Raw genomic sequence first — 24074 nt, forward strand, 5'->3', positions numbered from 1 at the left:
TCAGGCTCCCAACAGGCTTTGGCCGCAGACCCGCACCACCTGGCCATTGACCCCGCCGGATGCCGGATGCGCCAGCCAGGCGATGGTTTCTGCCACGTCGATGGGTTGCCCGCCCTGGGACATCGAGTTCATCCGCCGCCCCGCTTCGCGAATCATCAGCGGGATCTTCGCGGTCATCTGGGTTTCGATAAAGCCCGGTGCCACGGCATTCACCGTCACTTGCTGCGCCGCCGCCTGCGGGGCCAGGCCTTGTACCAGTCCGATCACCCCGGCCTTGGAGGTGGCGTAGTTGCTTTGCCCGAGGTTGCCGGCGATACCGGAAATTGATGAGACACACACGATCCGCCCGCCCGGATTCAGGCCCTGGCTTTCCAGCAGCGCCGTGCTCAGGTGCAACGGTGCTTCCAGGTTGACCGCCAGTACGCTGCGCCACGCGGTCTCAGTCATCTTGGCGATGGTCTTGTCACGGGTAATCCCGGCGTTGTGCACCACCACGTCGAATGCACCGTGTTGGCTGACATGGGCGTGCAACTGCTGCGCGGCATCGGTGGCGGTGATGTCCAGCGCCAGTGCGGTGCCTGCGACACTGCCGGCCGCCTTTTGCAGCGAATCCTGGGCCTGGGGCACATCCACGCAGACCACATGGGCTCCATCGCGGGCCAGCACCTGGGCGATTGCCAGGCCGATGCCACGGGAGGCGCCGGTGACCAGGGCACGGCGGCCGCCGAGGGGTTTGTCCCAGTTGATTTCGGTTGGGCTATCGACGGGTTTTTCGAGGCGCACCACCTGCCCCGAAACATAGGCCGAGCGCCGCGACAGGAAGAACCGCAGGCTGCTTTCCAGCCCGTCCTCGGCACCCGGTGCGACGTAGATCAACTGCACGGTGATCGCCCGGCGCAACTCCTTGGCCAACGAACGCACCAGGCCCTCAAGGGCACGCTGGGCAATGGCCTGGGGCAGGTCCTTGCACAACTCCGGCGCGGTGCCGAGCACCACCACCCGGGCGTGCTGCCCAAGGCGCCTGGCGTTGGCGTGGAAGAATTCGTAGAGCTCGTCCAACTGCTTGAGGTCGGCGATGTCGCTGGCGTCGAACACCGCGCCCTGGACCTTGACCGTGGAGGGTGCCTTGAGGGTCGCAGCGGTGGCGGTCACTGTGTCGGTGGCGGTGAAGATGCGCTGGATTTGCGCCCCCAGGCGCCCTACCCCCGCGACGATTACCGGGTTGGCCAGGCCTTGCTGGCCGCTGCGGTGACGTTGCAATGCCAGGGGTTGGGGCAGCCCGGCAGTGCGGGCCAGCCAGGCTCCCCAGGGGGAATTGACGAAAGAAAGGTAGCTGTCACTCATGGATAAACTCACTCACAACACGGTGTTGCCATGGAAACCCGATCCTTGTAGGAGCTGGCTTGCCTGCGATTGCGGTGTGTCAGCCAACACATCTGGCACTGAACCAACGCTATCGCAGGCAAGCCAGCTCCTACAGGGGTCGTGCTCCTCCAGTTCCAGTCAGTTGACCGGTGCGTTTTCGCCTTGGTTGGCGCGGCGTCTTGCGCTCGGTTTGGCGGCCAGTTCCAGCGCCTGCTGGCGCTGTTGCAAGGCTTCCAGCAAACCGAAGTCCTGCGGGAAGTCGTCCACCTGGATCGCGTGATCGCCATATTCCACATAGCGCGCGAGCAAGCTGTCGTCTTCCTCGCTGATCAGGTCCAGCGCCCGCGCCTTGACTCGCCACGGAGTAAACGCCGCACTGGAAATCGGCATTGGCTCGATCAGGCCTTGCTTGATCGCCCCCTTGAGCCGCGCCTCGATCAGCTCCACTTGCGGCAACAGGCGCAAGGCCAGCTCGCCGTAAGCCAGCTTGTCGATTTCCGGCCGAGGAATGTAGGAATTACCCAGCAAGCGGTCGCGGGTTTCCCCCGGCACCTGCACCAGTTCCGCCACTTGGGCCAACAGGCGATCCGACGGTTTGCGCTGTGGAATACCGAACGGGAACGTCAAGCCACGCACCACCGCCGCCGCGGCTTTCGACGGGTAGTTGTCGAGCACTTCGGCCAGGGCCTCATGGGCGCGCAGCAACGCGTCCTGGGCCGCCCAATGCACCAGCGGCAAATCTGCCTGTGGCCGGCCATCATCCTCAAAACGCTTGAGCACGCAGGACAGGATGTACAGCTGGGACAGAATGTCCCCCAGCCGCCCGGTGATGCTTTCCTTGCGCTTGAGGGCACCGCCCAGCACGCCCATGGAAATGTCCGAGATCAACGCCAACACCACCGACAGCCGATTGGCCTGGCGGTAGTAGGACGCCAGCGCCGGATCGGTCTTGCCCGGCACGGAAATCAGCCGTCCGCCCGTCAGCGAATACACTGCGGCACGCACGGTATTGGCCAGCACGAAGCTCAGGTGACCGAACATTGCGCTGTCGAAATCTACCAGGGCCTTGCGCCGGTCCGTATTGCGCGCCGCTTCCATCTCGCGGAACACATACGGATGGCAGCGGATCAGGCCCTGGCCGTAGATGATCAGGCAGCGAGTCATGATGTTCGCGCCTTCCACCGTGATGGCGATGGGGCTTTGCTGGTAGGCCCGGCCGAGGAAGTTGTTGGGCCCCATGCAGATGCCCTTGCCGGCCACGATGTCCATGCCGTCGTTGACGATGATGCGTGCCCGCTCGGTAACGTGATACTTGGCGATGGCCGAGATCACCGAGGGTTTTTCACCGGCATCCAATGACGCTACCGAGACCTTGCGCACCGCGTCGCAGGCATACAAATGCCCGGCCATGCGCGCCAGGGGCGCCTGCACGCCTTCGAACTTGCCGATGGGCAGGCCGAATTGCTTGCGCATCGCCGCATAAGCGGTGGTGCCGCGCACAGCCACCTTGCCCAGGCCGACGTTGGCCGACGGCAGGGAAATCGCCCGGCCAGCCGCCAGGCATTCCATCAGCATGCGCCAGCCGTTGCCGACTTGCTCGCGGCCGCCGATCACCCATTCCAGCGGGATAAACACATCCTTGCCGGTGGTCGGGCCGTTCTGGAATACCGCGTTGAGTGGCCAGTGACGCCGGCCGCTGTTCACCCCCGGATGGGTGGTGGGGATCAACGCGCAGGTGATGCCCAGGGAACCCGGCTGGCCGAGCAGACCGTCCGGGTCTTCGGCGCGGAAGGCCAGGCCGAGCACCGTGGCGATTGGGCCGAGGGTGATGTAGCGCTTGTCCCAGGTCACACGGAAACCCAGTACTTCCTCGCCTTCGTGCACGCCCTTGCAGACGATGCCCAGGTCTGGAATCGCGCCGGCGTCGGAGCCGGCATACGGGCTGGTCAGGGCGAAGCACGGGATGTCTTCGCCACGGGCCAGGCGTGGCAGGTAGTAGTTGCGCTGGGCGTCGGTGCCGTAATGCAGCAGCAGTTCGGCCGGGCCCAGGGAGTTGGGTACCATCACCGAAATCGCCGCCGCCGAGCAGCGGGTCGAGAGCTTCATCACCACTTGCGAATGCGCATAGTGGGAGAAGCCTTTGCCGCCGTACTGCTTGGGAATGATCATGCCGAGGAAGCCGGCATCCTTGGTGTACTGCCAGCCTTCGGGGGACATGTCTTGCCAGACCTGGGTGGTTTCCCAGTCGTTGGACATGTCGCACAGGGTCTCCACTTCGTTGTCGAGGAAAGCCTGTTCTTCAGCGCTGAGGCTGGCCGGTGCGGCTTGCAGCAGGCGTTCCCAGCGCGGTTTGCCGCTGAACAGCTCGGCGTCCCACCACACGGTTCCGGACTCGATGGCAGCACGCTCGGTGTCGGACATCGCCGGCATGATGCCGCGAAAAAGGCCCAGGGCCTTGCTGGTCAACAGGGTGCGGCGCAGGGGTTTGATCGTCAGCAGCAGCGCGGGCAACACCACCAGCACCGCCACGACGCCGGCGCCGAAACCGGCGACTGCGTTGAACAGGTAACCGGCCGCCAGCCAGACCAGGCCGGCACCCAGCCAGAGGGTGGCAGCGGCTTGTCGATACGCCAGGGCAATCGCTGCTGCGAGTCCCGCCAATAACCAGATAACCATGGGGATACCTCTACTCAATTCAGGGTACGGCCAACGCCCGGGCAGATCGGAATGACCTGTGACGTAAAGCCACACTACAAACTTGAAAAGATAAATTCAAATTTTGTTTTGAAATTTTTATTTAATGCTTGGGCGAAAAAATCAAGGGCTGAGCAAGTCAGCCTGATGGATCAAAGGGAGCACGTGAGAAATGCCGGAAGAGCAGCAAGATGCGCTTGCTGCCCTCCTTTATCGGCTAGTCAATTCACTTCACTGCACGCGATCAGAACGCGTAAGTCGCTGATAAGCTGACCACCTCCCCTTTGCTGTCGACCTTGCCATCCAGGCGTGCGCCGCCGAGACGATCGACGTTCTGCGTCTTCAACTTGACCTCTTCCACAAACTGCCGGGAGTACGCACCGTCCAGGGTCAGCCCCGGAATAGCTCTTACGGCGTAGCTCAGCCCCAGGGAAGCAAACCAGCGGTCACCGTCAGGAATACGTGGGTCACGTGTGGAGTTACGGGTTGGAGTCTGGTCATTGGCGACACCGGCACGCACGGTCCAGTCGTCGGTGAGTTTGTAGTCACCGCCCACCGACAGCATCCAGACGTCACGGTACTTGTAGGGAATCGACACGATGGTGCTGCCGTCGGACTTCAGGGTCAGGTCCTTGAACGAAGACCATTGCGTCCACATGGCGCTGACACCCAGGGTGAAGCGGTCATTGAACACGTGCACCCAATCAATCGCGGCATTGGCCGGAATATCCAGCTGGGTTGAGGCGTTGGCGCCATCCGGGTAAAGATGCAGGCCCGGGTACGCCTGCTCTACCAGGGTTTTGCCGAAAGCAGGGTTGATATCGGTCATCAGGCTTCTGGAGCCGTCATCGGCATAGATATTGTAGTTACCCTCCAGCTTGTTCTTGATCTTGGCGTGGTAGTTCAGGCCAACAGTATCCTGCAGCGTTGGCTTCCAGACCACGCCGGCAAACCAGCCGACAGAGGTGTTATCTACCTTGACCCGCATCAAGGCATGCCCAACCCCCGAAGGAAAGGGTGCACCGCCCAATCCTGGCGACAAGGCCGCCGCTGCCAGCAGGTCGACGTTCTGGCTGACGAAGCCACTACTGTGCTGCACGATGGCGCCACCACCAATGGAGAACTGGTCGTTGACCTTGAACGACAGCGAGCCCGTCACACCCACCGTTTCGATCTTGGTGTCGACGGCGAAGTCGCGACCCTTCCAGTCCGGGTCCCAGGTACTTTTCATGCCTTGAGGGACAACAGCGCTAAAGCCGAGCGCAAAACGGTCATTGAGCGGAATCACCGCAAAGCCGGTAGGCAGCCAAGCGGTGAAGCCTGCTTCGCCGCCGTTGCCTGTGCGCGGGGTTGAGGTAGGTATACCTGTCAACGGATCAATGACGCTGGAACTGCTCGGATCTCCCTTGTAGTCGTAAGCACTGCCCTTGTACTTGATATTGACGCGGGCGTAGTCGACGGTTTGCTGCACGATAGTGTGATCAATAAATGCCATGGCAGCCGGGTTGTTGTACGCAGCTGAAGGGTCATCCTTGAACAGCGAACCACCACCAAAGGCACGGCCCCAGCCCTGCGCGCCATAGGTCGGGGTAGCAAAACCACCTGCCTGCGCCGGAGCGGTAATCATCAGCCCCCCCAGCAATGCGAGCCCCAATACAGCCTGCACCTGTTGTTTTTTATTATTCATGCGGCACTCCTTATTGTTATCAAACTGAGCCTGCTCGAGCCGGCTCGTCTTGCTGCTTCGTTTGCCCGTTCAGGGGCATATTTCAACCTTTGACCTGATGATCAAGTTCAAGGACTAATCGTGAGGACTGGCGAAGGCTTGAAACTGAATGCCGTGATTCGGCAGCTGTCGCCTACGGTGTGAGGGCTAAGGAGGCTAAAGGTGTTATCAGCAGCACTCCATTGCGTGGTCAACGTACTTGGAGACGCGCACGTGTCGGAGAAGAACTTCTCGGCGAAACCTGAAAGTGTTGCGGTGCTGGCATTCGTCGGTACGAGGGTCCACGGCAGATTAAGCGGCCCGGAAACTCCGCACAGTGCGTTGCCCGTAAAAGTGGCACCGGTGATGGTCGCACTTGAACCGTCGGAAGCGACCTTTCCGGTCAGCGCGACAGTGCAAGGGACGGGTGTCCATACCAAAAGTTTTACTGCGGTAGAGATCGAGCCAGTGGCAGTAAATGCGGCGCCCGCCTGGGCAAACGATGCCGCGTGGGTCATTGAGGATGTGAATGCCAGGCCAAGCAGCAGCGCAGTTAGAGAAATACGTGTGGTAAGGCTTTGCATTGTCTTAGTCCCCAGACTTTTTATTGTTATCCACCGGCTCCGCCGGCATCAGTTACATGGCCAGACACCTCGCCTGAGGCGCAAGCCGATCAAAATTCGTTTATCAAGGATTTATCATCAGGTATGGCATTGCGAAGCGCATCGACACAACTTCACAGCTACCGGGAAGTACCTGATTGATTGCATAAAGATTTAAGCCATCGGTGTTATTGAAGAGAGAAACGCTAATAGTTGCAGGACCGCAGTTAGTACCAGGAATGATTGGCGGAAGGCTCGCCACAGTGAAACTGACATTAGATAATGCGCCGAAAGCACTGGCTGTTGGACTCAATACCCATGGCAAGTTACTGACACGATACATGGCACACAGGGCGTTGCTGCCGGCGATATAAACACTGGTCAGACTTGCCGTGGAACCATCGTGGGATACCCGCCCAACAAACTGGATATTACACGTTACAGGTGTCCTCATCGAAGACGGCGACTTCAGCGTCAGGGTGCCGTTAACGGTGGTAAATGATTGGTCGGCAGGAATGAAAGACGCCGCGTTGGCCATCGAAGCCGCACAAATGCACATTGCAACAGCAGTAGCACCCACGAACGTTTTCAAGCTTTCCATGTTTTTCCACCTGTCTGGTGACGTATTCACCAAGCGCAATGAACGGTGTTGTCAGCCGATCCGTTGGCTGTCCATCCCTGAACAAGCGCCTCTCGCGAGGCGCCTGCCTTCCATCGGGGTGATCAACCCTTTTTACGGAGTACGCCTATCAAGGAATTACCACGGCACCCGGTGCGGTGAGGCTCAGCGACACCACGGTGCAACTGCCGGTCAGCGTCTGGTTGGTTGCAGTGATCGTGCTGGAAGCTGGGCTGGCAGTTGACGCCAGGCCCACGGCAATAGTGGTCGGGCCGCAGTTGGTGGCAGGAATGATTGGCGGTGCACCTGCGATGGTGTAGCCAACGTTGGTCACGGTACCCGCAGTAACGGAGGTAGCCGATAGTTTCCATGGCAGGTTAGTCATCTTGGGCAATGCGCACAGGCTGTTGGAACCCGATACGGTGGCGCTATTGATATTGGCAGTACCATCGGCGTTAACAACACCCTGGAAAAGAATGTTGCAAGTCACTGGCTGCTGAAACGACGACGGCGATTTGACCGTAATGCTGCCGTTAGCGGTGATGCTTGCACCAATAGGGCTGAAAGACGCCGCACTGGCCATCGAAGCAGCACCCATGCAAACAGTCAAAGCAGTCAAAGACACGAGGGTTTTCAAGCTTTTCATTATTTTTCCTCACATGTTATGGCGAGTCATTTCGCCAGGGGTAATGGCCATGATCGAGAGGTCACGGTGAATCTGCAGAACTTCCCTTTCCAGCCAAATTTCAATTCAATTACCGCTACAACATCCCACTGTTACTCAATAACTTTGAAACTCGGCGGCATCTTGATCGACACCGTCTTGATCTTGCAGTCTTCGCCGATAGGCACATTCGACGCTTCCAGCTTGCCGGTGGCGTTATCCCAGGTTCCATCGGCAGTAGAAGGCCCGCACTTACCGCCCAAACCAAAGGCATGCACATCCACGGCGATCTTCGACATCGAGCCGCTCCTGGTATCTTTAGCCACCAATACCCACGGCAAGTTGATGGCTTCGACCCGGCTGCACTTGAGGCCGCCGTCGAACTCAACTTTGTCGACATTTACTGACGACCCATCCGCCGCCACTTTGCCGGCGACCTTGATGGTGCAATCCGCGCTGATCAGCGCGCCTTTGGAAAAGCTGATGGGGCCCTGGGCAGTAAACGCGCTGCCGGCAGGTTCGATACGGGCGGCCTGGGCCTGGTGGTAAACGATCAGGCCCAGCGCGGCCAATACAATGTGCGTGGTGAACTTGGCAGGGGTTTGCATGGTGTACGTCCTTCCCTTCATTTTATTTTTGTTCGGGTCAAACAACTGTCTTGCAACTAAGCCGTACTCGAAACCGGTAAAGCCTGGGCGATGAAAACCTGCGCGATGCACAGATCCCGAGTACGCCCTACAACTGACTGCTTTCGTTAGAAGGGTCTGGTGGTGTTGCTGTACTTCTCCAGGTACTTCAAACGCTGTGAAGGTTGAAGATTGGTCAGGGTAATATCCCCGGCGTAATGATTAAGTACCCGGTGATCCATGCGTCGTCGCCACAAGTACGGTACATACGCCCAGACAATCATGCTGGCATAACCGTATGGGAGTTGCGGCGATTCATCAAAATGACGCAGTGACTGATAACTTCTGGTTGGGTTGGCGTGATGGTCGGAGTGCCGCTGCAGTTGGAACAGAAAGATATTGGTGACAATCCGATTACTGTTCCAGGAATGGCGTGGCGAGCAACGTTCATAACGACCGTTGGGCAACTTCTGGCGTTTCAGGCCGTAGTGCTCGACATAGTTCACCACTTCCAGCAGCGAGAAACCGTAGATGCCCTGGATGATCAGGAATGGAATCACTGCCGCGCCCAGCCAGGCAATCATCGCGCCCCACAACACCACACTGTACATCCAGGCGCTGAGTACGGCGTTCTTCCAGTGCCAGGCCGGCAGGCCGAGTTTGCGCAGGCGTTCACGCTCCAGGTTCCACGCCGAGCGGGCGCTGAACCATACCGAGCGCGGCAGGAAGGCCCAGAAGCTCTCCCCCAACCGCGAACTGGCCGGGTCTTCCGGGGTGGCGACGCGCACGTGGTGGCCACGGTTGTGTTCGGTGTAGAAGTGCCCGTAGAAGGTCGGTGCCAGGGTGATCTTGGCCAGCACGACTTCCAGCAGGCGCGGCTTGTGCCCCAGCTCATGGGCGGTGTTGATGGCAATGCCGGTGGCAGCGCCAGTGGACATCGCCATGCCCAGGTAGGTGAACCAGCTCACCTGGCCATGCAGCTCGGTGCGCGCGGTGATGAACGCGGCGGTTTTCGCCAGCCAGCTCGACGGGTCCAGGGTGGCGGTGGCATGCAACAGGCCGCCATTGATAATCCAGTCGATACCGCCTGCGGCCAGCCACCCGGTGACCACCAGGGATGAGATGACAAACAGCACGCCGGTGTAGACGATCCAGCGGTAGTAGCTTTGGGATTCGAGGTTGCTGACGGCGGACTCGGGCGGGTTACTGACGTCTTCACCCAGCAGGCCGTCGATCAGCGGGATCAGGCCGAAGATCACCAGCACACCGACCCACCACAGTTGTTGCACGCCGGTAGTGATGGCCAGGGCACCAGAGAGAATTGGGGTTGCCAGGGGCATGATGCCGAGCCACCACAGGTGGCGCTTGCCGTCGGTCCAGACGTTCGGGGCAGCCAGGGTCTGATTCATGGCAGCCTCCGCACGACGCAGGTAGGCAGGGAGCAAAAATCAACACTGGACAGGTACACGGAGCGGTGACTGCCCCGAGAATTCAACCATGCGATAAAAGGCGTTTTTTTCATTATTTTATTCGCTCTTAGGCATTTCAAAAATTGTTTCAAATTAGACATTGAAATAATTTTTTTAAATAAATAGCGCGGAATCGTTAGGTCGTCAACTAGTTTCTTGAACCCTTTTGAACGTGACCGGGCAGTCTCTTTTTCAGCCGTTTGGTCAGGCGTCTAGAGCAAGCATTGACGAGTTCGAACCGCGAGTTCAGTCGCACAATTATTTACTCGCCAACGCAAACGGCGTGTGCAACACCGTGGCGCTTTCCGGCGGCCGGACGCGCTTGGCTATCTGCTCGACCACCGCCGCGACACGCTCGGTGGCCGTGATCGGCAACATATGCCCGCGCCCTTCCACCAGCTGCAGCTTCAGGCCCGGCACCAGGCTGGCCAGGGCCTGCCCGTGTTTGCGGAAATCCAGCACCTTGTCCTGCGCGCCATAAATCAGCCCGATCGGCAACGTCAGCTGCGGGTAGCGCTTGACCATGTCCGGCAGGAAATCGTTGACCAGGTTGATCTCGGTGGAGGCGGCATAGAAGTTCTCGGGCCGCATGCCCAACAAGCCGCCGCCACGGGTGGCGAAGTCTTCCGGGGCCGGGTCGGGGGCAAACACGCCCTTGACCACCGAGCCTTTGGTCAGCAATCCGATCGGCATGGTCAGGGTGTGCGACATAAAGCGTCGCAGCCATCCCGGGCGTATCGCCAACGACATAAACACCAGCGGCAGCAGGCGCTGGGGATGGGTCAGGGGCGCCACCAGGATCAATCCGGACACCGCGTGGGGATGGTCCAGGGCCAGGGCCAGGGAAATCGCCCCGCCGAGGGAATGCCCCAGCACCAGCGGCTTATCCAGGTCAAGCGTCTGGATAAAGCTGGCGACTTGCCGGGCCTGGCCAGGCAGGTCCGCGGCCGTGCCGGCATGCCGGGTGGAATAACCCGACCCCGGACGATCCACGGTGATCACTCGAAAGTGCTCACGCAATTGGGCAGACAAGGCGTACGTCAAGTTGCGACTGCTGCCCATCAGCCCGTGGATCATCACCAGCGGTGGGCCCTTGCCCTCGTCTACATAATGAAAGCGCTCGCCGTTGATCTCCAGAAAGCGCCCGTTGATCGGAACAGCAGCCTCTATACGCCGTGTCATCCGGGCACTGAAGGCCCACAACACTACGCTTAACCCTACACACACACCCGCAGCGACAACCCACTCGACAGCCATAGCTCGGTCCTCTGCATCCCTGCGTTGCTGGCGGCCCGACCGGTATTGGTCAAGGCCTCAGCCATCGTCCACCCTGGACCTTAACTGTGTGCGTACAAGCTCTCGTCCGTCGGATAAGTCGCACATGAGGAACTGGGTCGTAGCCTAGACGATATTTTCAGGTAGATTATTTAAAATCTTTTTTAAAATAAATAATTCAATTTTCCTTTGCAATGGTGTTCTATCTAAAAAGCCAAAACAAAAACAAGGAGCACATCCGATGTCGACACCCGTAAGGCGCCACCGGCCCACGAGGGACAGCCTATGAATGCCCATGACACCATCGACATCGCCATCATCGGTTCCGGATTTGCCGGGCTGTGCATGGCGATCAAACTCAAGGAAGCCGGGTTCCACGACTTCTTTATTGCCGAACAGGCCGATGCTCTCGGCGGCACCTGGCGGGACAACCACTACCCCGGTTGCGCCTGCGACGTGCAATCCCATGTCTATTCGTTTTCCTTTGCGCCCAACCCGGACTGGACCCGGCAATTTGCGCCACAGGCGGAGATTCGCGCCTACCTGGAGCAGTGCGCCCGGCGCTTCGAACTGGCGCCGTTCCTGCGCTTTGGCATGGGCCTGGAGAAGGCGGTATTTGATGAGGGGCAACAGCGCTGGAGCCTGAGCTTCAGCAATGGCCGCCAGGTGAGTGCGCGGGTGCTGGTGTCGGGAATGGGCGGCCTGTCGCGCCCGGCACTGCCGGATATTCCGGGCCTGGACAGCTTCAAGGGCAAGCGCTTCCACTCCCAGCAGTGGGACCACGAGTATTCATTGAAGGGCAAGCGCGTGGCGGTGATCGGCACCGGCGCCAGTGCCATTCAGTTCGTGCCGCAGATTGCGCCGCAGGTGGCCCACCTGGACCTGTTCCAGCGCACCCCGCCGTGGATCATGCCCAAGCCCGACCGGCCGATTTCACGCTTCGAGCGCTGGGCCTTCAAGCACCTGCCGTTCACCCAGCGCCTGGTACGCGGCGCGTTCTATTGGGCACTGGAAGGTCGCGTGGTGGGCTTTGCCCTGCACCCGCGCCTGATGAAAATGGTGCAGAAAATCGCCGTGCGCCACCTGCACAAACAAGTGGCCCGCCCTTCCCTGCGCAAGACCCTGACGCCGGACTACACCATCGGCTGCAAGCGCGTGCTGATTTCCAACGACTACTACCCGGCCCTGTCCCGCAGCAATGTGCAGGTGGTAACCGACAACGTGCTGCGCATCGAGGCCGACGGAGTGATCACCGCCGACGGCATCAAGCACCCGGCCGACTGCCTCATCTTCGGCACCGGCTTCCAGGCCACCGATCCGCTGCCCCGCAACTGCATCATCGGGCGCCACGGCATCGACCTGATGGACACCTGGCAAGACGGCGCCCACGCCTACCTGGGCACCACGGTGCCGGGTTATCCGAACCTGTTCCTGATCGTCGGCCCCAACACCGGGCTGGGGCATAACTCGATGATTCTGATGATCGAGGCCCAGGTCACCTACATCCTCGATGCCCTGCAGCAAATGCAGCGTCATCGCATCGCCACGGTTGACGTCAAGCCGGCGGTGGAACTGGCCTACAACGCCAGGCTGCAGGAAAAACTCAACGGCACCATCTGGTCCACCGGCGGCTGCAAGAGCTGGTACCTGGACCCACGCACCGGCAAGAACACCACGCTGTGGCCCGGCTCCACCTGGCGTTTCAAGCAGGTCACCCGGCATTTCGCCCTCAAGGACTACGTCGCCAGCCTGGTGCCGATACCGTCCACCGCGCGCCCGGCCGCAACGCCCCACACCACCGCAGAAGGGAGCCTGTCATGAAGTCATTCAACGGCCGCGTGGCGGCCATTACCGGCGCCGCTTCCGGCATGGGCCGCGCCTTGGCCCTGGCGTTGGCGCGTGAAGGCTGCCACCTGGCGCTGGCGGATAAAAACAGCCAGGGCCTGGAGCAGACCGTCGCACTGATCAAGGCCCAGGTGCTTGCACCGGTGCTGGTCACCTCGCAGGTGCTGGACGTTTCCGAGCGCCAGGCCGTGGAAGACTGGGCCGCCCGATGCGCCGCCGAACATGGCCAGATCAACCTGATCTTCAACAACGCCGGCGTCGCGCTGTCGAGCACCGTCGAAGGCGTGGACTACACCGACCTGGAATGGATCGTCGGGATCAACTTCTGGGGCGTGGTGTACGGCACCAAGGCCTTTTTGCCGTACCTCAAGGCCAGCGGCGATGGGCATGTGGTCAACACTTCCAGCGTGTTCGGCCTGTTCGCCCAGCCGGGCATGAGCGGCTACAACGCCACCAAGTTCGCCGTGCGTGGTTTTACCGAGTCCTTGCGCCAGGAACTCGACCTGCAGAAAAGCGGGGTCTCGGCCACCTGCGTGCACCCTGGCGGGATCCGCACCGACATCTGTCGCAGCAGCCGGATCGACGCCAACATGACCGGCTTCCTGATTCACAGCGAACAGCAGGCCCGGGCCGACTTCGAAAAGCTGTTCATCACCGACGCCGACCAGGCCGCCAAAGTGATCCTGCAAGGCGTACGCAAAAACAAACGCCGCGTGCTGATTGGCCGCGACGCCTATTTTCTGGACCTGCTCGCGCGCTGCCTGCCTGCCGCCTATCAAGCGCTGGTGGTGTTGGCCAGCAAACGCATGGCGCCCAAGCAACGCAATGCGCCCTCGCCCGTCCTTGAAACCAACGAAGAGCACCGTCTCTGAACTGGAGTACCGACCATGCTGCCGATTCGCCGCGACCTCCGTTTTGCCCTGCCGGCCGAACGCATCAAGGACTGGCATGAACAAGGCCCGTTCATTACCCACTTTTTCAACGCACTGTCGTTGCTGTTTCCCCAGGGCGAACTGTTCTTCATGGACAGCGTGCGTCACTACCGCCAGCGCATCGAAGACCCGGAGCTGAAGAAAGAAATCCAGGGCTTCATCGGCCAGGAAGCCATGCACAGCCGCGAGCACGTGGCCTACAACGACCTGCTGCAAGCCGCAGGGCTGCCGGCGAATACCCTCGACCGTCGGCTGAAGATGATCCTCGACGCGCAAAAGAAATACCTGCCCGCCTCCTTCAACCTGGCGGTGACCATTGCCCTGGAGCACTACACCGCGATGCTCGCGGAAATCCTCCTCAGCGACCCGTCGCGGTTCGGGGATTCGGTCAAGGGTTACCAGCAGATGTGGTACTGGCATGCCCTGGAAGAAACCGAGCACAAGGCGGTGGCGTTTGATGTGTGGAACAGCGTGATCAAGCCCGGGCCCAAGCGTTATCTGCTGCGCACTTCCACCATGCTCATCACCACGGGGCTGTTCTGGCTGACGATCCTGGACTTTCACCTGCGCCTGTTGTTTGCCGACCGGCGTTCGGGCGGGCATTTGAAGGGCTTCTGGCGGATGCTCAAGTTTCTGTACGGACCCAAGGGCGTGTTCCCGCGCATGGCGCTGCCCTGGTTGCATTACTTCAAGCCCGGGTTCCATCCCTGGGACCACGACAACCGGGCACGCCTGGCGGGCATTGACCGCCTGGTGGAGGAGATCGAGCAGGCCCATAAAGGTTATGGGCCCGCCTGAGTCCGCTTAGCGCTGGGTCGGGATCCGAATATCGCCATCCCGGCACTGGCTCTTGACGCTGCGCGGGCAGCCGGCAAACGCCAGGTCCTTGGTCAGGCACACCCGCACCTCGGTCAGCACGGCACCCTTGCAGATCACCGCAAGGCCATGGTTGCCCATGGCCGGGTTGCTCTCGCGAAACAGCGCTTCGATGTCCCGCGCGCCCAGGCCGCTTCGGACATTGAAGGGCTCAAGCTGCTGCGGGATCTTGACCACGCTGAGCGCTGCATCGGTCTTGTCCAGGTAAGCCGAAGCCTCAAGGCCGCTGCAGGTGCCGTGCTTGGCCCATTCATGCCTGAGCAGTTTGGGCGACGGGAACAGCGTCCTGCCCCGGGCGAAGTCTGCATCCGACAAGCGCGACTGCGGCTCACACGACGCCGGCCAGCCGCCCTTCGCGTACTGCGGCCACAGCCCATGCAGGACAAACCCGTAGCCCTTGCCCGAACACTGCTGGTCGTCCGGGTGCGTCAGGCAGAAGGTCGGCGACCAGGACAGCGACAACACATAAAAGTCAAACTCCCCGGCCTGCCCCTGGGCCCGCGGCGCTGCTGTCGCGGCCCCGGCCAACGCCAGGCAAAGCACAATCCAGGCTGCTTTCATTTTCATCCGTTCATTCCTTAAAAAGACAAAATCAAAGCACCGCTAGACCGCCAGGTTGGGGTTACGTTGTAGCACCCGGTCCATGACCCGGTCGGTCTTCAACGCCTCGATCGCCAGTGCCGGGTGTTTGCTCTCGCCACGAATATGCGCATTCATCCCCAGCACGTGATGCCACTGGATATGTGCATGGTTGGGCACCTCCAGCACCTCGCTGGTCTCGCCCTCAAGCCGCAACGGCGCCTCATCGAACACCGAAAACGTGATGCGGCCCTTGCTGCCGATCATCTCCACCCGGTCTTCGCGCCGGTCGGCGACAAAGTTCCAGCAGCCCATGCCCAGCGCGCCCGAGGCGAACGTCCAGCAGGCGGTGACGGCATCTTCGGCGGCGTAGCGCCCGGCCTGGCGCGCGGTAAACCCGGCCACATCGACGATATCCCCGACCAGGTACTGGAACAGGTCAAAACCGTGGCTGGCCAGGTCGGCAAAATACCCGCCGCCGGCAATCGCCGGGTCGGTGCGCCAGTTGGCACTGCTGGCATCGTCTTCCGAAGGCGGCTTGCACAGGGTCCAGGTCAGATGACGCAATTCGCCGATGCGCCCGTCCTGCAGCCAGTCCCGCACCTGCTGGAAGCGTGGCAGGGAACGCCGGTAATAGGAGACAAACAGGTGCAGCCCGGCCTGTTCGAAGGTGCGTTGCATCAGCGCGCTTTGCTCGGCATTCAGGGACATGGGCTTCTCGACGCAGCAATGCTTGCCGGCAGCGGCCACCATCAGGCTGTATTCGAGGTGGCTGTCGGGCGGTGTGGCGATGTAGACCGCCTCCACTTCCGGGTCGTCGATCAGCGCCTGGGCGTCAGTGTAGAAACGGGCAATGCCGTGGCGTGCCGCATAATCGCGCACGGCCTCCTCGCGCCGCCCCATCACGGCCACCAGCGCAGAACCTGGCGCTTTGTAGAAGGCGGGTCCACTCTTGAGTTCAGTGACATCGCCACAGCCGATCATGCCCCAGCGTACGGTGTTCATCTGCATCTCCTTCAGGTGAGTTTTTTTCGATGGGGCAGTATCGGTGTTTTCCGGCCCCCTCTCCACCCTGCCGGATAAAGACTGAGCATGACAATTGCATTACACTTTTATGACAATCATCCAGCTGCGGGGGCACAGACGATGAAAATAAGGGCCACGGTGATTTGCGAGCACGACGGGCACATCCTGTTCGTGCGTAAAGCCCGCTCGAAATGGGCATTGCCCGGCGGCAAGGTCGAGCGCGATGAGCGGCCAGTGGGCGCGGCCGCGCGGGAGCTGGAAGAGGAAACCGGGCTGAACGTGGACGGTTTGCTGTTATTGCAGGAGTTGAAGGCCAGCGACACCCTGCACCATGTGTTCGAGGCGTCGGTGGTGAATATCGAAGATGCCCGGCCCCTGAGTGAAATCAAGGAATGCCAGTGGCATCCCTACAGTCGCCTGGATGACCTGGACACCACCCAGGCCACCCAGAAAATCGTCAAATCCTTCCTGCGCCGTCTCTAAGGCGCCGCCAGTTCCGGGCTTTGCCCGCTGCACAACAACGCCTGTCTTACCAGACCATTGGCTTTCTGCCGTTCGACAAAGGATTTGACGAACGCGGCAGCGGCTGCGTGCGCTACCGGTACCGCGACCGCCTGGCTAATGCTCATGAAGTCATCCTCCAGCAGGCGCCAGCGCTCATCCAGCCGGGTTCGCAGGTAATCCCGAACCCCGGCCGCGGCGTTCAGGCCTTGCTCGATAAACAGGTCTACGGCACCCGCCGAGGTCGGCGCGCGTACCAGTTCGGCATGCTGCACCGTGCGGCTCAGGTACAGGTCATACGCGGCACCCTGGCCGACGGCGATGCGTTGGCCCGGAGCATCGAGTTGGGTCACGCTGCCCAGGGGTGAATCCACCGCCACCAGGTACGTACCCTTGATGATCACGTAGGGCGCGCTGAAGGCGATTTCCTGCTCGCGCACCGGTTCGATGGCCAGGAATGCCACGCGCCAGCGGTCATCGCCCAGCGCGGCGAAGACCTTGCCCGCCGCATCAAAAGTGATCAACTCAAGGTCGACCGCCAACTCATCGGCCAGGGCCCTGGCCAGCGCCACCGACACGCCCTGGGGCTGGCCGTCCTCGCCACGCTGGGCCAGCACCGGGTTGCCAAAGTTGATGGCAGCCCTGAGCACACCCTCGGGGGCCAGTTGTTGCAGTACCTGCGGGTCAATCATTACGCGCTCCTAGAACAGTTCTTTGCACGGTCTTGCGAATGACGAAGGGCAAGACGCCGCCGTGTTCAAGGTAACCAACCTCCTGCAACGAGTCGAGGCGCAAGGTCAGGGGGGTACGCGTGGTCTCACCGGTGGCGCGGTCAATCTGCAAGGTGATCGGGTTGTCGCCGACCTGCAACGCGTCCAGGCCGAGGAAGCTCAGGGACTCACTGCCGTCGAGGTTCAAGTCCTGCACCGATGCGCCTTCATCGAACACCAGCGGCAACACGCCCATGCCGATCAGGTTACTGCGATGGATTCGCTCGATACTGCGGGCCACCACCACCTTGATCCCCAGCAGGGTCAGGACTTTAGCTGCCCAGTCGCGGCTGGAGCCGGCACCGTAGTTGATCCCGGCGAACAACACGGTGGGTGTACCGGCGTAGCTCTGCGCGGCGAGGTACAGCGGCAGGTAGTCGCTGCGGTCGGCATTCCAGGCCCAGACACCCTGGCGCGGGGGCTGGTCGCAGGACAGCAGATTGTTCAGGCGCGGGTTGGTAAACGCGCCGCGCACCATCACTTCGTGGTTGCTGCGCCGGGTCGAATACTGGTTGAGGTCCGCCAGCGCTTCACCGCGCTCCCGCAGCCAGTGCCCGGCCAGGCTGTCGGCCGGAATCGTGCCAGCCGGGGAGATATGGTCGGTGGTGACGTTATCCCCCAGCACCACCAAAGCCCGGGCGTTGCTGATGGCCAAGGACGCGGCCGGCACCGGCGTTACCCCGGCAAGGTACTGCGGGCGGCGCAGGTAAGTGGAGGCCGGGTGCCAGGCAAACTGCACGCTGGCGTCGGCTTCCAGCGCCTGCCAATGGTGAGTGCCTTGCCACAGCAGTGCCTGGCGCTGGTGAAACAGCGCCGGGCGCACCACCGCCGCCACTTGCGCGGCCACCTCGGCTTCGCTGGGCATCAACTCATGCAGGAACACCGGCTGGCCGTGGGCATCCATCGCCAGCGGCTGGGCCGACAGGTCGGTGTCGATGCTGCCGGCAATCGCATAGGCCACGCACAACGCGGGCGAAGCAAGGTAGCCGGCAGGGACTTTCGGGTTGACCCGGCCTTCGAAATTGCGGTTGCCCGAGAGCACCACCACGCCTTTCAAGCCCTGCTCGGCGAAGGTCTCGACATGGCGTTCGAGGCTGCCGGAATTACCGATGCAGGTCATGCAGCCAAAGCCCGCCAGGTCGAAACCCAGCGCGGCGAAATCCTCCAGCAAGCCGGCGGCTTCCAGGTAATCGGCCACCACCCGTGAGCCTGGCGACAGCGACGTCTTGACCCACGGTTTGCGCGTCAGCCCACGGGCGCGGGCGTTGCGGGCGAAGAGCCCGGCCTGGATCATCTGCGCCGGGTTGGCGGTGTTGGTGCAACTGGTGATGGCCGACATCACCACCGCGCCATGGGTGATCGGCACCTGGAATGACGGCTCGAAGAAATCCTGCTTTTGCGCGCATACATGCTGATGAAACGACGCCCCGGCCTGGGCCAGGGACTGGCGCTGATGGGGCTGATGCGGGCCGGCGACACTCGGTTCAACCTGCGCCAGATCCAGCTCGATCAACTCATCGAACACCGGCTCGGGATCGTCGTCCCGGCGCCACAGAGATTGCGCCGACATGTAGGCCGAGACCTTGTTGATCAAGGCCTGCGGGCGCGCACTCAGGGTCAGGTACGCCAGCGTCTCGTCATCAAACGGGAAAAACACCACGGTCGCACCGTATTCCGGCGCCATGTTCGCCACGGTGCCCCGCGCCGCCCAACTCAGGGACGCCAGGCCCGGTCCGGTGAACTCGACAAACTTGCCGACCATGCTGCGCCGGCGCAGCAGTTCAGTCACCGTCAGTGCCAGGTCAGTGGCCGTCACGCCGTCGCGCAACGCATTGGTGACGCGAATGCCCACCACCTGCGGATAAGGAATCGGCACCGGTTCGCCGAGCATCGCCGCCTGCCCTTCCAGCCCGCCAACGCCCCAGCCCAGCACGCCGATGGCATTGATCATCGGCGTGTGGCTGTCGGTGGCGACCATGCAGTCGGGGTGCAACAGCACGTGGCCGTTGCGCGGCGCGCTTTCCCACACCACCTGGGCGATGGACTCCATGTTCATCTGGTGGATGATCCCGGTGCCCGGCGGGATCACCTTGAAATTATCCAGGCTGGCCTGGGCCCACTTGATAAAACGGTAGCGCTCGCTGTTGCGGCGAAAATCGATGTCCAGGTTGGCATCCACCGCGCCCGCCTCGGCGTAGTGCTCGACGATCACCGAATGGTCGATGGTCAGCACCGCCGGGATCGAGGGGTTCACCGCCCGTGGATCACCGCCCAGTTCGGCCACCACATCGCGCATGCCGGCGAAATCCGCCAGGGCCGGCAGGCACGTGGTGTCGTGGAACATCAGCCGGTTGGGCTGGAACGGCACCTCGCAATCCGGCCCTTCGCCGATGGCCCGCGCCACTACCTGTGGCAACGAAGCCGGGGCGCAGCGGGCAATGTTTTCCAGGAGAATGCGCACGGAATACGGCAGGCGCTGCAGTTGCGTCGGGGTCAGCAACTGGTGCAGGTCGATCCAGGCAAAGCGCTGGCCGTCGATGTCGAGGTGACTGAGATACTCACTCATAGCTGTTTGAATACCCGCTCGATACGCTCAAGGCCCCAGTCCAGTTCTTCGCGGGTAATGGACAACGGCGGTGCGATGCGCAGTACGTTTTCGTGGGTTTCCTTGGTCAGCAGCCCTTCGGCCAGCAGCGCTTCGCAGATGGGCCGCGCATCGCGGTCCAGTTCCACGCCGACCCACAAGCCACGCCCGCGAATCTCGCGGATGGCCGGCGAGTGCATGGCCTTCAGGCGCTCCACCAGGTAATGGCCCAGTTGCGCGCTGTTATCGATCAAGCCCTCCTCTTCCAGCACCTTCAACGCTTCCAGGCCAATGGCCGCCGCCAACGGGTTGCCGCCGAAGGTCGAGCCGTGGCTGCCGGCGTCGAACAGGTCCATGATCGAATGATCAGCGACGAACGCCGACACCGGCATGATCCCGCCGCCCAGGGCTTTGCCGAGGATCAATGCATCGGGGCGAATGCCTTCGTGCTGGAAGGCGAACCACTTGCCGGTACGGCCCAGGCCGGACTGGATCTCATCGAGGATCAGCAAGGTGTTGGTCTGGTCGCACAGCTGGCGCAGTTCCCGCAGGAAACCTGCGGGCGGCACGCGAATGCCGGCCTCGCCCTGGATCGGCTCGATCAGCACCGCGCAGGTGTCGGCGGTAATGGCCTGGCGGAAACTCTCGATGTCACCGAAGCGCGCCTCGGTGAAACCGTTGCAGAATGGGCCGAAGTCGGCCTTGTAGTCCGCCTCCGACGAGAAGCCGACGATGGTCGAGGTGCGGCCGTGGAAATTGTTGTCGGCCACCACGATGTTGGCCTGATTGGCCGGGATGCCCTTGATCCGGTAGCCCCAGCGTCGCGCCGCCTTGATCGCGGTTTCCACAGCTTCGGCGCCACTGTTCATCGGCAGGGCCGAGTCGAAGCCCGTGATGCGGCACAAGGTCTTGAGGAAGTTGCCCAAGGGTTCGCTGTAGAACGCCCGGGACACCACGCTGATCTTGTCGATCTGCGCCACGGCGGCGGCGCGGATGCGCGGGTGGACATGGCCGTGGCTGACGGCGGAATAGGCCGACATCATGTCCAGATAGCGCTTGTCATCATCGCCAATGGCCCAGACGCCCTCGCCCTTGACGATCACCACCGGCAAGGGGGAATAGTTGTGGGCGCAGAATTGGTTTTCGAGGGTGATTGCCGGGTTGGGGTGCATGGTGGGGATGTCCTGCCGAATAAATAATGAATGAACAACAAAGACCCAATGTGGGAGCGGGCTTGCTCGCGAATGCGGAGGGTCAGCCAACATCTCCGGCGACTGACCCTCCGCATTCGCGAGCAAGCCCGCTCCCACATTTTGACCGTATTCCATAGCTGGCAAATCAGGCGCTGAGTAGCTTGCCGCTGCGAATCGGCGTGGCACCGGACACCCGGCCCAGCGGATCCCCCGGCTTCACAAAGCGCACGTCGCGGCGCATGTACAACACGCCGGTGTTGTGGCTGCAAACCGTGGTGGCCTGCCCACTGTGGGGATCAACGATATCGAACAACGCCTGCCCGGCCTCGATGCGACTGCCCACCGCCGCCCGGTGTACCAGCACCCCGGCGCACGGCGCATAAAACTGTTCGCTGCCGGCCAACGGCGTCGCCGGGTTACGCAGGGCCGGCAATGGCCGTGGCGTGCCTTCAACCGCGCCCAGGTGGGTCAGGTAATCAATGATCGCCGTGGCGTCATGTTCTGCCAGTTCATAGGACACATCCCGCTGGCCACGATGCTCGACGGTCACCGCCACGCTGCTGTCCGGAATCGGAAACCGATCGCCAAACCGCTCACGCAGGTTGACCCACAGCAGGTACAGCGCCTCATCGAACGAGTTGGCCTGGGAATCGGTGGCCAGCAACGAGGCTTCAGAGCCGATGTAGCGCGCCAGCGGCTCCACGGTCGCCCACACTGCCTCGCCGGTGTACACATGCATCGCCGCTTCGCGGGAGCAGTGCAGGTCCAGCACGATGTCGGCATCGTGGGCCAGCAGCATCAGGGTGCGTTGCAGCGATTGGAATTCGTCCAGCGGCGCCGCGTCCAGCAGACATTCGCCCCAGGCCTGGCGGATCAGTTGGCGGTTGGCGTCGATGTCCTGGCCCAGCAGGTGCTCGATTTTGTCGGCGATTGCCTGGTACGGCACCGGAAAGCCCCGGTTGTAATTACGCCCGCTGCCCAGTTCGAAACGCCCACTGGGCGCGCCCATGATGTATTGGCTCAGCCCGGTGGGGTTGGCCACGGCCACCAGCACGATTTGCGCATTCAGCCGGTTGGCATTTTCCAGTTCTACCAATTGCCGGCGCAGGTGCGCGGCCACCAGCAGCGCCGGAGTTTCGTCGGCATGCAGCGCCGCCTGGATATAGATTTTTCGACTTGCACCCATTGCACCGTAATGCTCACTGTCCACGTGCCTGTGGGTGCCTTGTGTCGCTTGCAGCAAGGGGTGTGATTTAAGTTTCATAAACCGGAAATCTCGATATTCGAGTGATGAACGCTGAAGAAATATTAACGAGCCGGCGTGATCGTCTGTAAGGGCGGCCCACACTATCTTGATCTGGTAATCCGATCAGTGTGGGAGCTGGCTTGCCTGCGATGGCGGTGGGTCAGCCAGCCTATTCCGTGACTGACCCACCGCCATCGCGGGCAAGCCCGCTCCCACAGTGGGTGGTTACCAGAGCGCCAGGGTGTAACCCAGCATCACGCGGTTCTCGTTAACGTCGTTGAAGTAGTTGCCTTTGCTCAGCGCATTGCGCCAGCGCATCGACACGCCCTTGAAGGGCCCGTTCTGCACCACGTAGCCCAGGTCCAGGTCGCGCTCCCACTCGCGGCCTTCGCGGTTGAAGCCGAGCACTTCAGCCGAATCACCCTTGGCGTACTTGATCCCAAACAACAGGCCGGGCAAGCCGAGATCGGCGAAGTTGTAGTCGTAGCGGGCGTGCCAGGCTCGCTCCCTGGTTTGGGTGAAGTTGCTGAACTGGTACTCGGTGAACAGGTAGGTGATGGAGCCGTCCAGGTAGGTAAACGGCGTGGTGCCGTATTGCTGCTGGAAGCCGCCGCCGATGCTGTGACCGCCGTACTGGTAGGTCAGGCGGCTGCTCAAGGCGCTGTTGTCGACCTTGCCCGCCAGGCCCGCGCCGTCCTTGTCCGACTTGAAGTAGCGCACGTCGGTTTTCAGCGTGCCCGGCCCCAGGCCGAAGTTGTTCTTGAAGCCCACGTATTGCTGCTGGTAGATGCTGTCCAGCGCCGCGAAGTGGTAGCTGAGCAAGGTGTTTGGGGTCAGCGAGTAGTCGCCACCAGCAAAGCGGAACTGGTCGCTCAGGGCGGTGCTCTTGTAGACCTTGCTCACCGTGGTCAGCTTCATGTCTTCGTAGTTGGTGGAGTCACGGTCCTTGGCCTGGTCGATCTGCCCGAGGGTGATTTTCAGGTTGCTGATATCGTTGGACACCAGCTGGGTGCCGCTGAAGGACTGCGGAAACAGACGGCTGGTGTTGGGTTGCAGGATCGGAAGGTCCGGCACCAGGTAGCCCACACGCAGCTCGCTTTTGGCGAAGCGGGCCTTGGCGGTCACCCCAAGCTTGGAGTACTCGTCGGAGACATTCTTGTCGCTGTCACGCTGCAGCAAACCGGTGCCGGACAGCCCCGGGCTGGAGTCGAGTTTCACCCCCAGCATGCCGGTCAGGTCCAGGCCGAAGCCCACGGTGCCTTCGGTGAAACCGGACTTGATACCGAGGATAAAACCTTGGGCCCACTCGGCACGCATCGACTGGGAAGCGGCCTCGCGGTAGTCACGGTTGAAGTAGTAGTTCTTCAAGTCCAGCGTACCGCTGCTGTCCTTGATGAAGTCTGCATGGGCCAGTGACGGGACCAGCCCGCTGCTGACAACGCCGACGCCGGTGATGAGTTGAGTCAGGGATTTTTTCATTTTTTTAGCTCCTGGCAGTGGGGT

General features: G+C 61.5%; 20 protein-coding genes. 4 read left to right on the top strand and 16 right to left on the bottom strand.

Annotation, left to right across the window (positions count from 1 at the left end):
- From C0058_RS18750 to C0058_RS18785, 9 genes are all read right to left on the bottom strand, one after another.
- Window positions 1-1344, bottom strand: coding sequence for a 3-oxoacyl-ACP reductase (locus tag C0058_RS18750; protein WP_102369298.1), 1344 nt, complete (start codon window positions 1342-1344; stop codon window positions 1-3).
- A 159-nt stretch (window positions 1345-1503) separates the two neighbouring features.
- Entirely contained in the window at window positions 1504-4041 is a 2538-nt protein-coding gene (locus C0058_RS18755) for an acyl-CoA dehydrogenase (RefSeq protein ID WP_102369299.1), read from the bottom strand.
- A gap of 262 nt (window positions 4042-4303) precedes the next feature.
- Window positions 4304-5746, bottom strand: coding sequence for an outer membrane protein transport protein (locus tag C0058_RS18760; RefSeq protein WP_008437147.1), 1443 nt, complete (start codon window positions 5744-5746; stop codon window positions 4304-4306).
- A 107-nt stretch (window positions 5747-5853) separates the two neighbouring features.
- Window positions 5854-6348, bottom strand: a complete 495-nt coding sequence (locus tag C0058_RS32680; RefSeq protein ID WP_146013732.1) for a protein activator — start codon at window positions 6346-6348, stop codon at window positions 5854-5856.
- A 103-nt stretch (window positions 6349-6451) separates the two neighbouring features.
- Complete coding sequence (gene praB / locus C0058_RS18765; RefSeq protein ID WP_087694131.1) at window positions 6452-6967, bottom strand: alkane oxidation protein activator PraB; 516 nt, start codon at window positions 6965-6967, stop codon at window positions 6452-6454.
- Window positions 6968-7115: 148 nt separating this feature from the next.
- Entirely contained in the window at window positions 7116-7631 is a 516-nt protein-coding gene (gene praB, locus C0058_RS18770) for an alkane oxidation protein activator PraB (RefSeq protein WP_008437145.1), read from the bottom strand.
- Window positions 7632-7762: 131 nt separating this feature from the next.
- Entirely contained in the window at window positions 7763-8257 is a 495-nt protein-coding gene (gene praA, locus C0058_RS18775) for an alkane oxidation protein activator PraA (RefSeq protein ID WP_102369300.1), read from the bottom strand.
- A gap of 146 nt (window positions 8258-8403) precedes the next feature.
- Window positions 8404-9684 (bottom strand): alkane 1-monooxygenase, encoded by a 1281-nt coding sequence (locus tag C0058_RS18780; protein ID WP_102369301.1) that lies wholly within the window; start codon window positions 9682-9684, stop codon window positions 8404-8406.
- A 318-nt stretch (window positions 9685-10002) separates the two neighbouring features.
- Window positions 10003-11001: an alpha/beta fold hydrolase gene (locus C0058_RS18785; protein WP_102369302.1), complete on the bottom strand. Its 999-nt coding sequence runs from the start codon at window positions 10999-11001 to the stop codon at window positions 10003-10005.
- A 303-nt stretch (window positions 11002-11304) separates the two neighbouring features.
- On the opposite strand from C0058_RS18785, the gene C0058_RS18790 reads away from it, so the two are divergent.
- Genes C0058_RS18790 through C0058_RS18800 form a run of 3 tightly spaced genes read left to right on the top strand, consistent with a single transcriptional unit; the run spans window position 11305 to window position 14594 of the window.
- The gene (locus C0058_RS18790; protein ID WP_102369303.1) at window positions 11305-12840 is read left to right on the top strand and encodes an NAD(P)/FAD-dependent oxidoreductase; all 1536 of its coding nucleotides are present in this window, start codon (window positions 11305-11307) and stop codon (window positions 12838-12840) included.
- A complete protein-coding gene (locus tag C0058_RS18795; RefSeq protein WP_003214652.1) occupies window positions 12837-13736 on the top strand; it encodes an SDR family oxidoreductase in 900 nt (299 codons plus the stop codon). Before C0058_RS18790 ends, C0058_RS18795 begins: the two co-directional genes overlap by 4 nt.
- Before the next feature lie 15 nt (window positions 13737-13751).
- Entirely contained in the window at window positions 13752-14594 is an 843-nt protein-coding gene (locus C0058_RS18800; protein ID WP_003214649.1) for a metal-dependent hydrolase, read from the top strand.
- A gap of 6 nt (window positions 14595-14600) precedes the next feature.
- Here C0058_RS18800 and C0058_RS18805 read toward each other — a convergent pair whose 3' ends face one another.
- Window positions 14601-15239 (bottom strand): ribonuclease T2, encoded by a 639-nt coding sequence (locus C0058_RS18805; RefSeq protein ID WP_003214647.1) that lies wholly within the window; start codon window positions 15237-15239, stop codon window positions 14601-14603.
- Between the two features lie 36 nt (window positions 15240-15275).
- Complete coding sequence (locus tag C0058_RS18810; protein ID WP_102369304.1) at window positions 15276-16256, bottom strand: Gfo/Idh/MocA family protein; 981 nt, start codon at window positions 16254-16256, stop codon at window positions 15276-15278.
- Window positions 16257-16397: 141 nt separating this feature from the next.
- Between C0058_RS18810 and C0058_RS18815 the strand changes: the two genes are divergently transcribed.
- On the top strand, window positions 16398-16760 hold the full coding sequence (locus tag C0058_RS18815; protein WP_102369305.1) for an NUDIX hydrolase: 363 nt from the start codon (window positions 16398-16400) through the stop codon (window positions 16758-16760).
- Here the strand turns inward: C0058_RS18815 and C0058_RS18820 are convergent.
- The 5 genes from C0058_RS18820 to C0058_RS18845 all read right to left on the bottom strand — a co-directional run bounded on the left by C0058_RS18820 (window position 16757) and on the right by C0058_RS18845 (window position 24050).
- A complete protein-coding gene (locus C0058_RS18820; RefSeq protein ID WP_003214641.1) occupies window positions 16757-17470 on the bottom strand; it encodes a transporter substrate-binding domain-containing protein in 714 nt (237 codons plus the stop codon). The genes C0058_RS18815 and C0058_RS18820 overlap by 4 nt on opposite strands.
- Window positions 17463-20114 (bottom strand): aconitate hydratase AcnA, encoded by a 2652-nt coding sequence (gene acnA, locus C0058_RS18825; RefSeq protein WP_102369306.1) that lies wholly within the window; start codon window positions 20112-20114, stop codon window positions 17463-17465. Before acnA ends, C0058_RS18820 begins: the two co-directional genes overlap by 8 nt.
- Window positions 20111-21304 carry an ornithine--oxo-acid transaminase gene (gene rocD, locus C0058_RS18830; protein WP_087694138.1) on the bottom strand — a complete coding sequence of 398 codons (1194 nt, stop codon included), beginning with the start codon at window positions 21302-21304 and terminating at the stop codon, window positions 20111-20113. Before rocD ends, acnA begins: the two co-directional genes overlap by 4 nt.
- Window positions 21305-21470: 166 nt before the next feature.
- Window positions 21471-22589 carry a succinylglutamate desuccinylase/aspartoacylase family protein gene (locus C0058_RS18840; RefSeq protein ID WP_102369307.1) on the bottom strand — a complete coding sequence of 373 codons (1119 nt, stop codon included), beginning with the start codon at window positions 22587-22589 and terminating at the stop codon, window positions 21471-21473.
- A gap of 207 nt (window positions 22590-22796) precedes the next feature.
- Window positions 22797-24050: an OprD family porin gene (locus tag C0058_RS18845; RefSeq protein ID WP_008437109.1), complete on the bottom strand. Its 1254-nt coding sequence runs from the start codon at window positions 24048-24050 to the stop codon at window positions 22797-22799.
- Between the last annotated feature and the right edge of the window lie 24 nt (window positions 24051-24074).

Source organism: Pseudomonas sp. NC02 (assembly GCF_002874965.1).
Taxonomy (GTDB): domain Bacteria; phylum Pseudomonadota; class Gammaproteobacteria; order Pseudomonadales; family Pseudomonadaceae; genus Aquipseudomonas.

Coding starts and splice junctions, on each gene's coding strand:
- C0058_RS18760 (WP_008437147.1), bottom strand. CDS start 5,746: ATGAATAATAAAAAACAACAGGTGCAGGCTGTATTGGGGCTCGCATTG.
- C0058_RS18785 (WP_102369302.1), bottom strand. CDS start 11,001: ATGGCTGTCGAGTGGGTTGTCGCTGCGGGTGTGTGTGTAGGGTTAAGC.
- C0058_RS18800 (WP_003214649.1), top strand. CDS start 13,752: ATGCTGCCGATTCGCCGCGACCTCCGTTTTGCCCTGCCGGCCGAACGC.
- C0058_RS32680 (WP_146013732.1), bottom strand. CDS start 6,348: ATGCAAAGCCTTACCACACGTATTTCTCTAACTGCGCTGCTGCTTGGC.
- praB (WP_008437145.1), bottom strand. CDS start 7,631: ATGAAAAGCTTGAAAACCCTCGTGTCTTTGACTGCTTTGACTGTTTGC.
- C0058_RS18810 (WP_102369304.1), bottom strand. CDS start 16,256: ATGAACACCGTACGCTGGGGCATGATCGGCTGTGGCGATGTCACTGAA.
- acnA (WP_102369306.1), bottom strand. CDS start 20,114: ATGAGTGAGTATCTCAGTCACCTCGACATCGACGGCCAGCGCTTTGCC.
- C0058_RS18840 (WP_102369307.1), bottom strand. CDS start 22,589: ATGAAACTTAAATCACACCCCTTGCTGCAAGCGACACAAGGCACCCAC.
- C0058_RS18790 (WP_102369303.1), top strand. CDS start 11,305: ATGAATGCCCATGACACCATCGACATCGCCATCATCGGTTCCGGATTT.
- C0058_RS18845 (WP_008437109.1), bottom strand. CDS start 24,050: ATGAAAAAATCCCTGACTCAACTCATCACCGGCGTCGGCGTTGTCAGC.
- C0058_RS18780 (WP_102369301.1), bottom strand. CDS start 9,684: ATGAATCAGACCCTGGCTGCCCCGAACGTCTGGACCGACGGCAAGCGC.
- praA (WP_102369300.1), bottom strand. CDS start 8,257: ATGCAAACCCCTGCCAAGTTCACCACGCACATTGTATTGGCCGCGCTG.
- C0058_RS18805 (WP_003214647.1), bottom strand. CDS start 15,239: ATGAAAATGAAAGCAGCCTGGATTGTGCTTTGCCTGGCGTTGGCCGGG.
- C0058_RS18750 (WP_102369298.1), bottom strand. CDS start 1,344: ATGAGTGACAGCTACCTTTCTTTCGTCAATTCCCCCTGGGGAGCCTGG.
- C0058_RS18815 (WP_102369305.1), top strand. CDS start 16,398: ATGAAAATAAGGGCCACGGTGATTTGCGAGCACGACGGGCACATCCTG.
- C0058_RS18820 (WP_003214641.1), bottom strand. CDS start 17,470: ATGATTGACCCGCAGGTACTGCAACAACTGGCCCCCGAGGGTGTGCTC.
- praB (WP_087694131.1), bottom strand. CDS start 6,967: ATGGAAAGCTTGAAAACGTTCGTGGGTGCTACTGCTGTTGCAATGTGC.
- C0058_RS18755 (WP_102369299.1), bottom strand. CDS start 4,041: ATGGTTATCTGGTTATTGGCGGGACTCGCAGCAGCGATTGCCCTGGCG.
- rocD (WP_087694138.1), bottom strand. CDS start 21,304: ATGCACCCCAACCCGGCAATCACCCTCGAAAACCAATTCTGCGCCCAC.
- C0058_RS18795 (WP_003214652.1), top strand. CDS start 12,837: ATGAAGTCATTCAACGGCCGCGTGGCGGCCATTACCGGCGCCGCTTCC.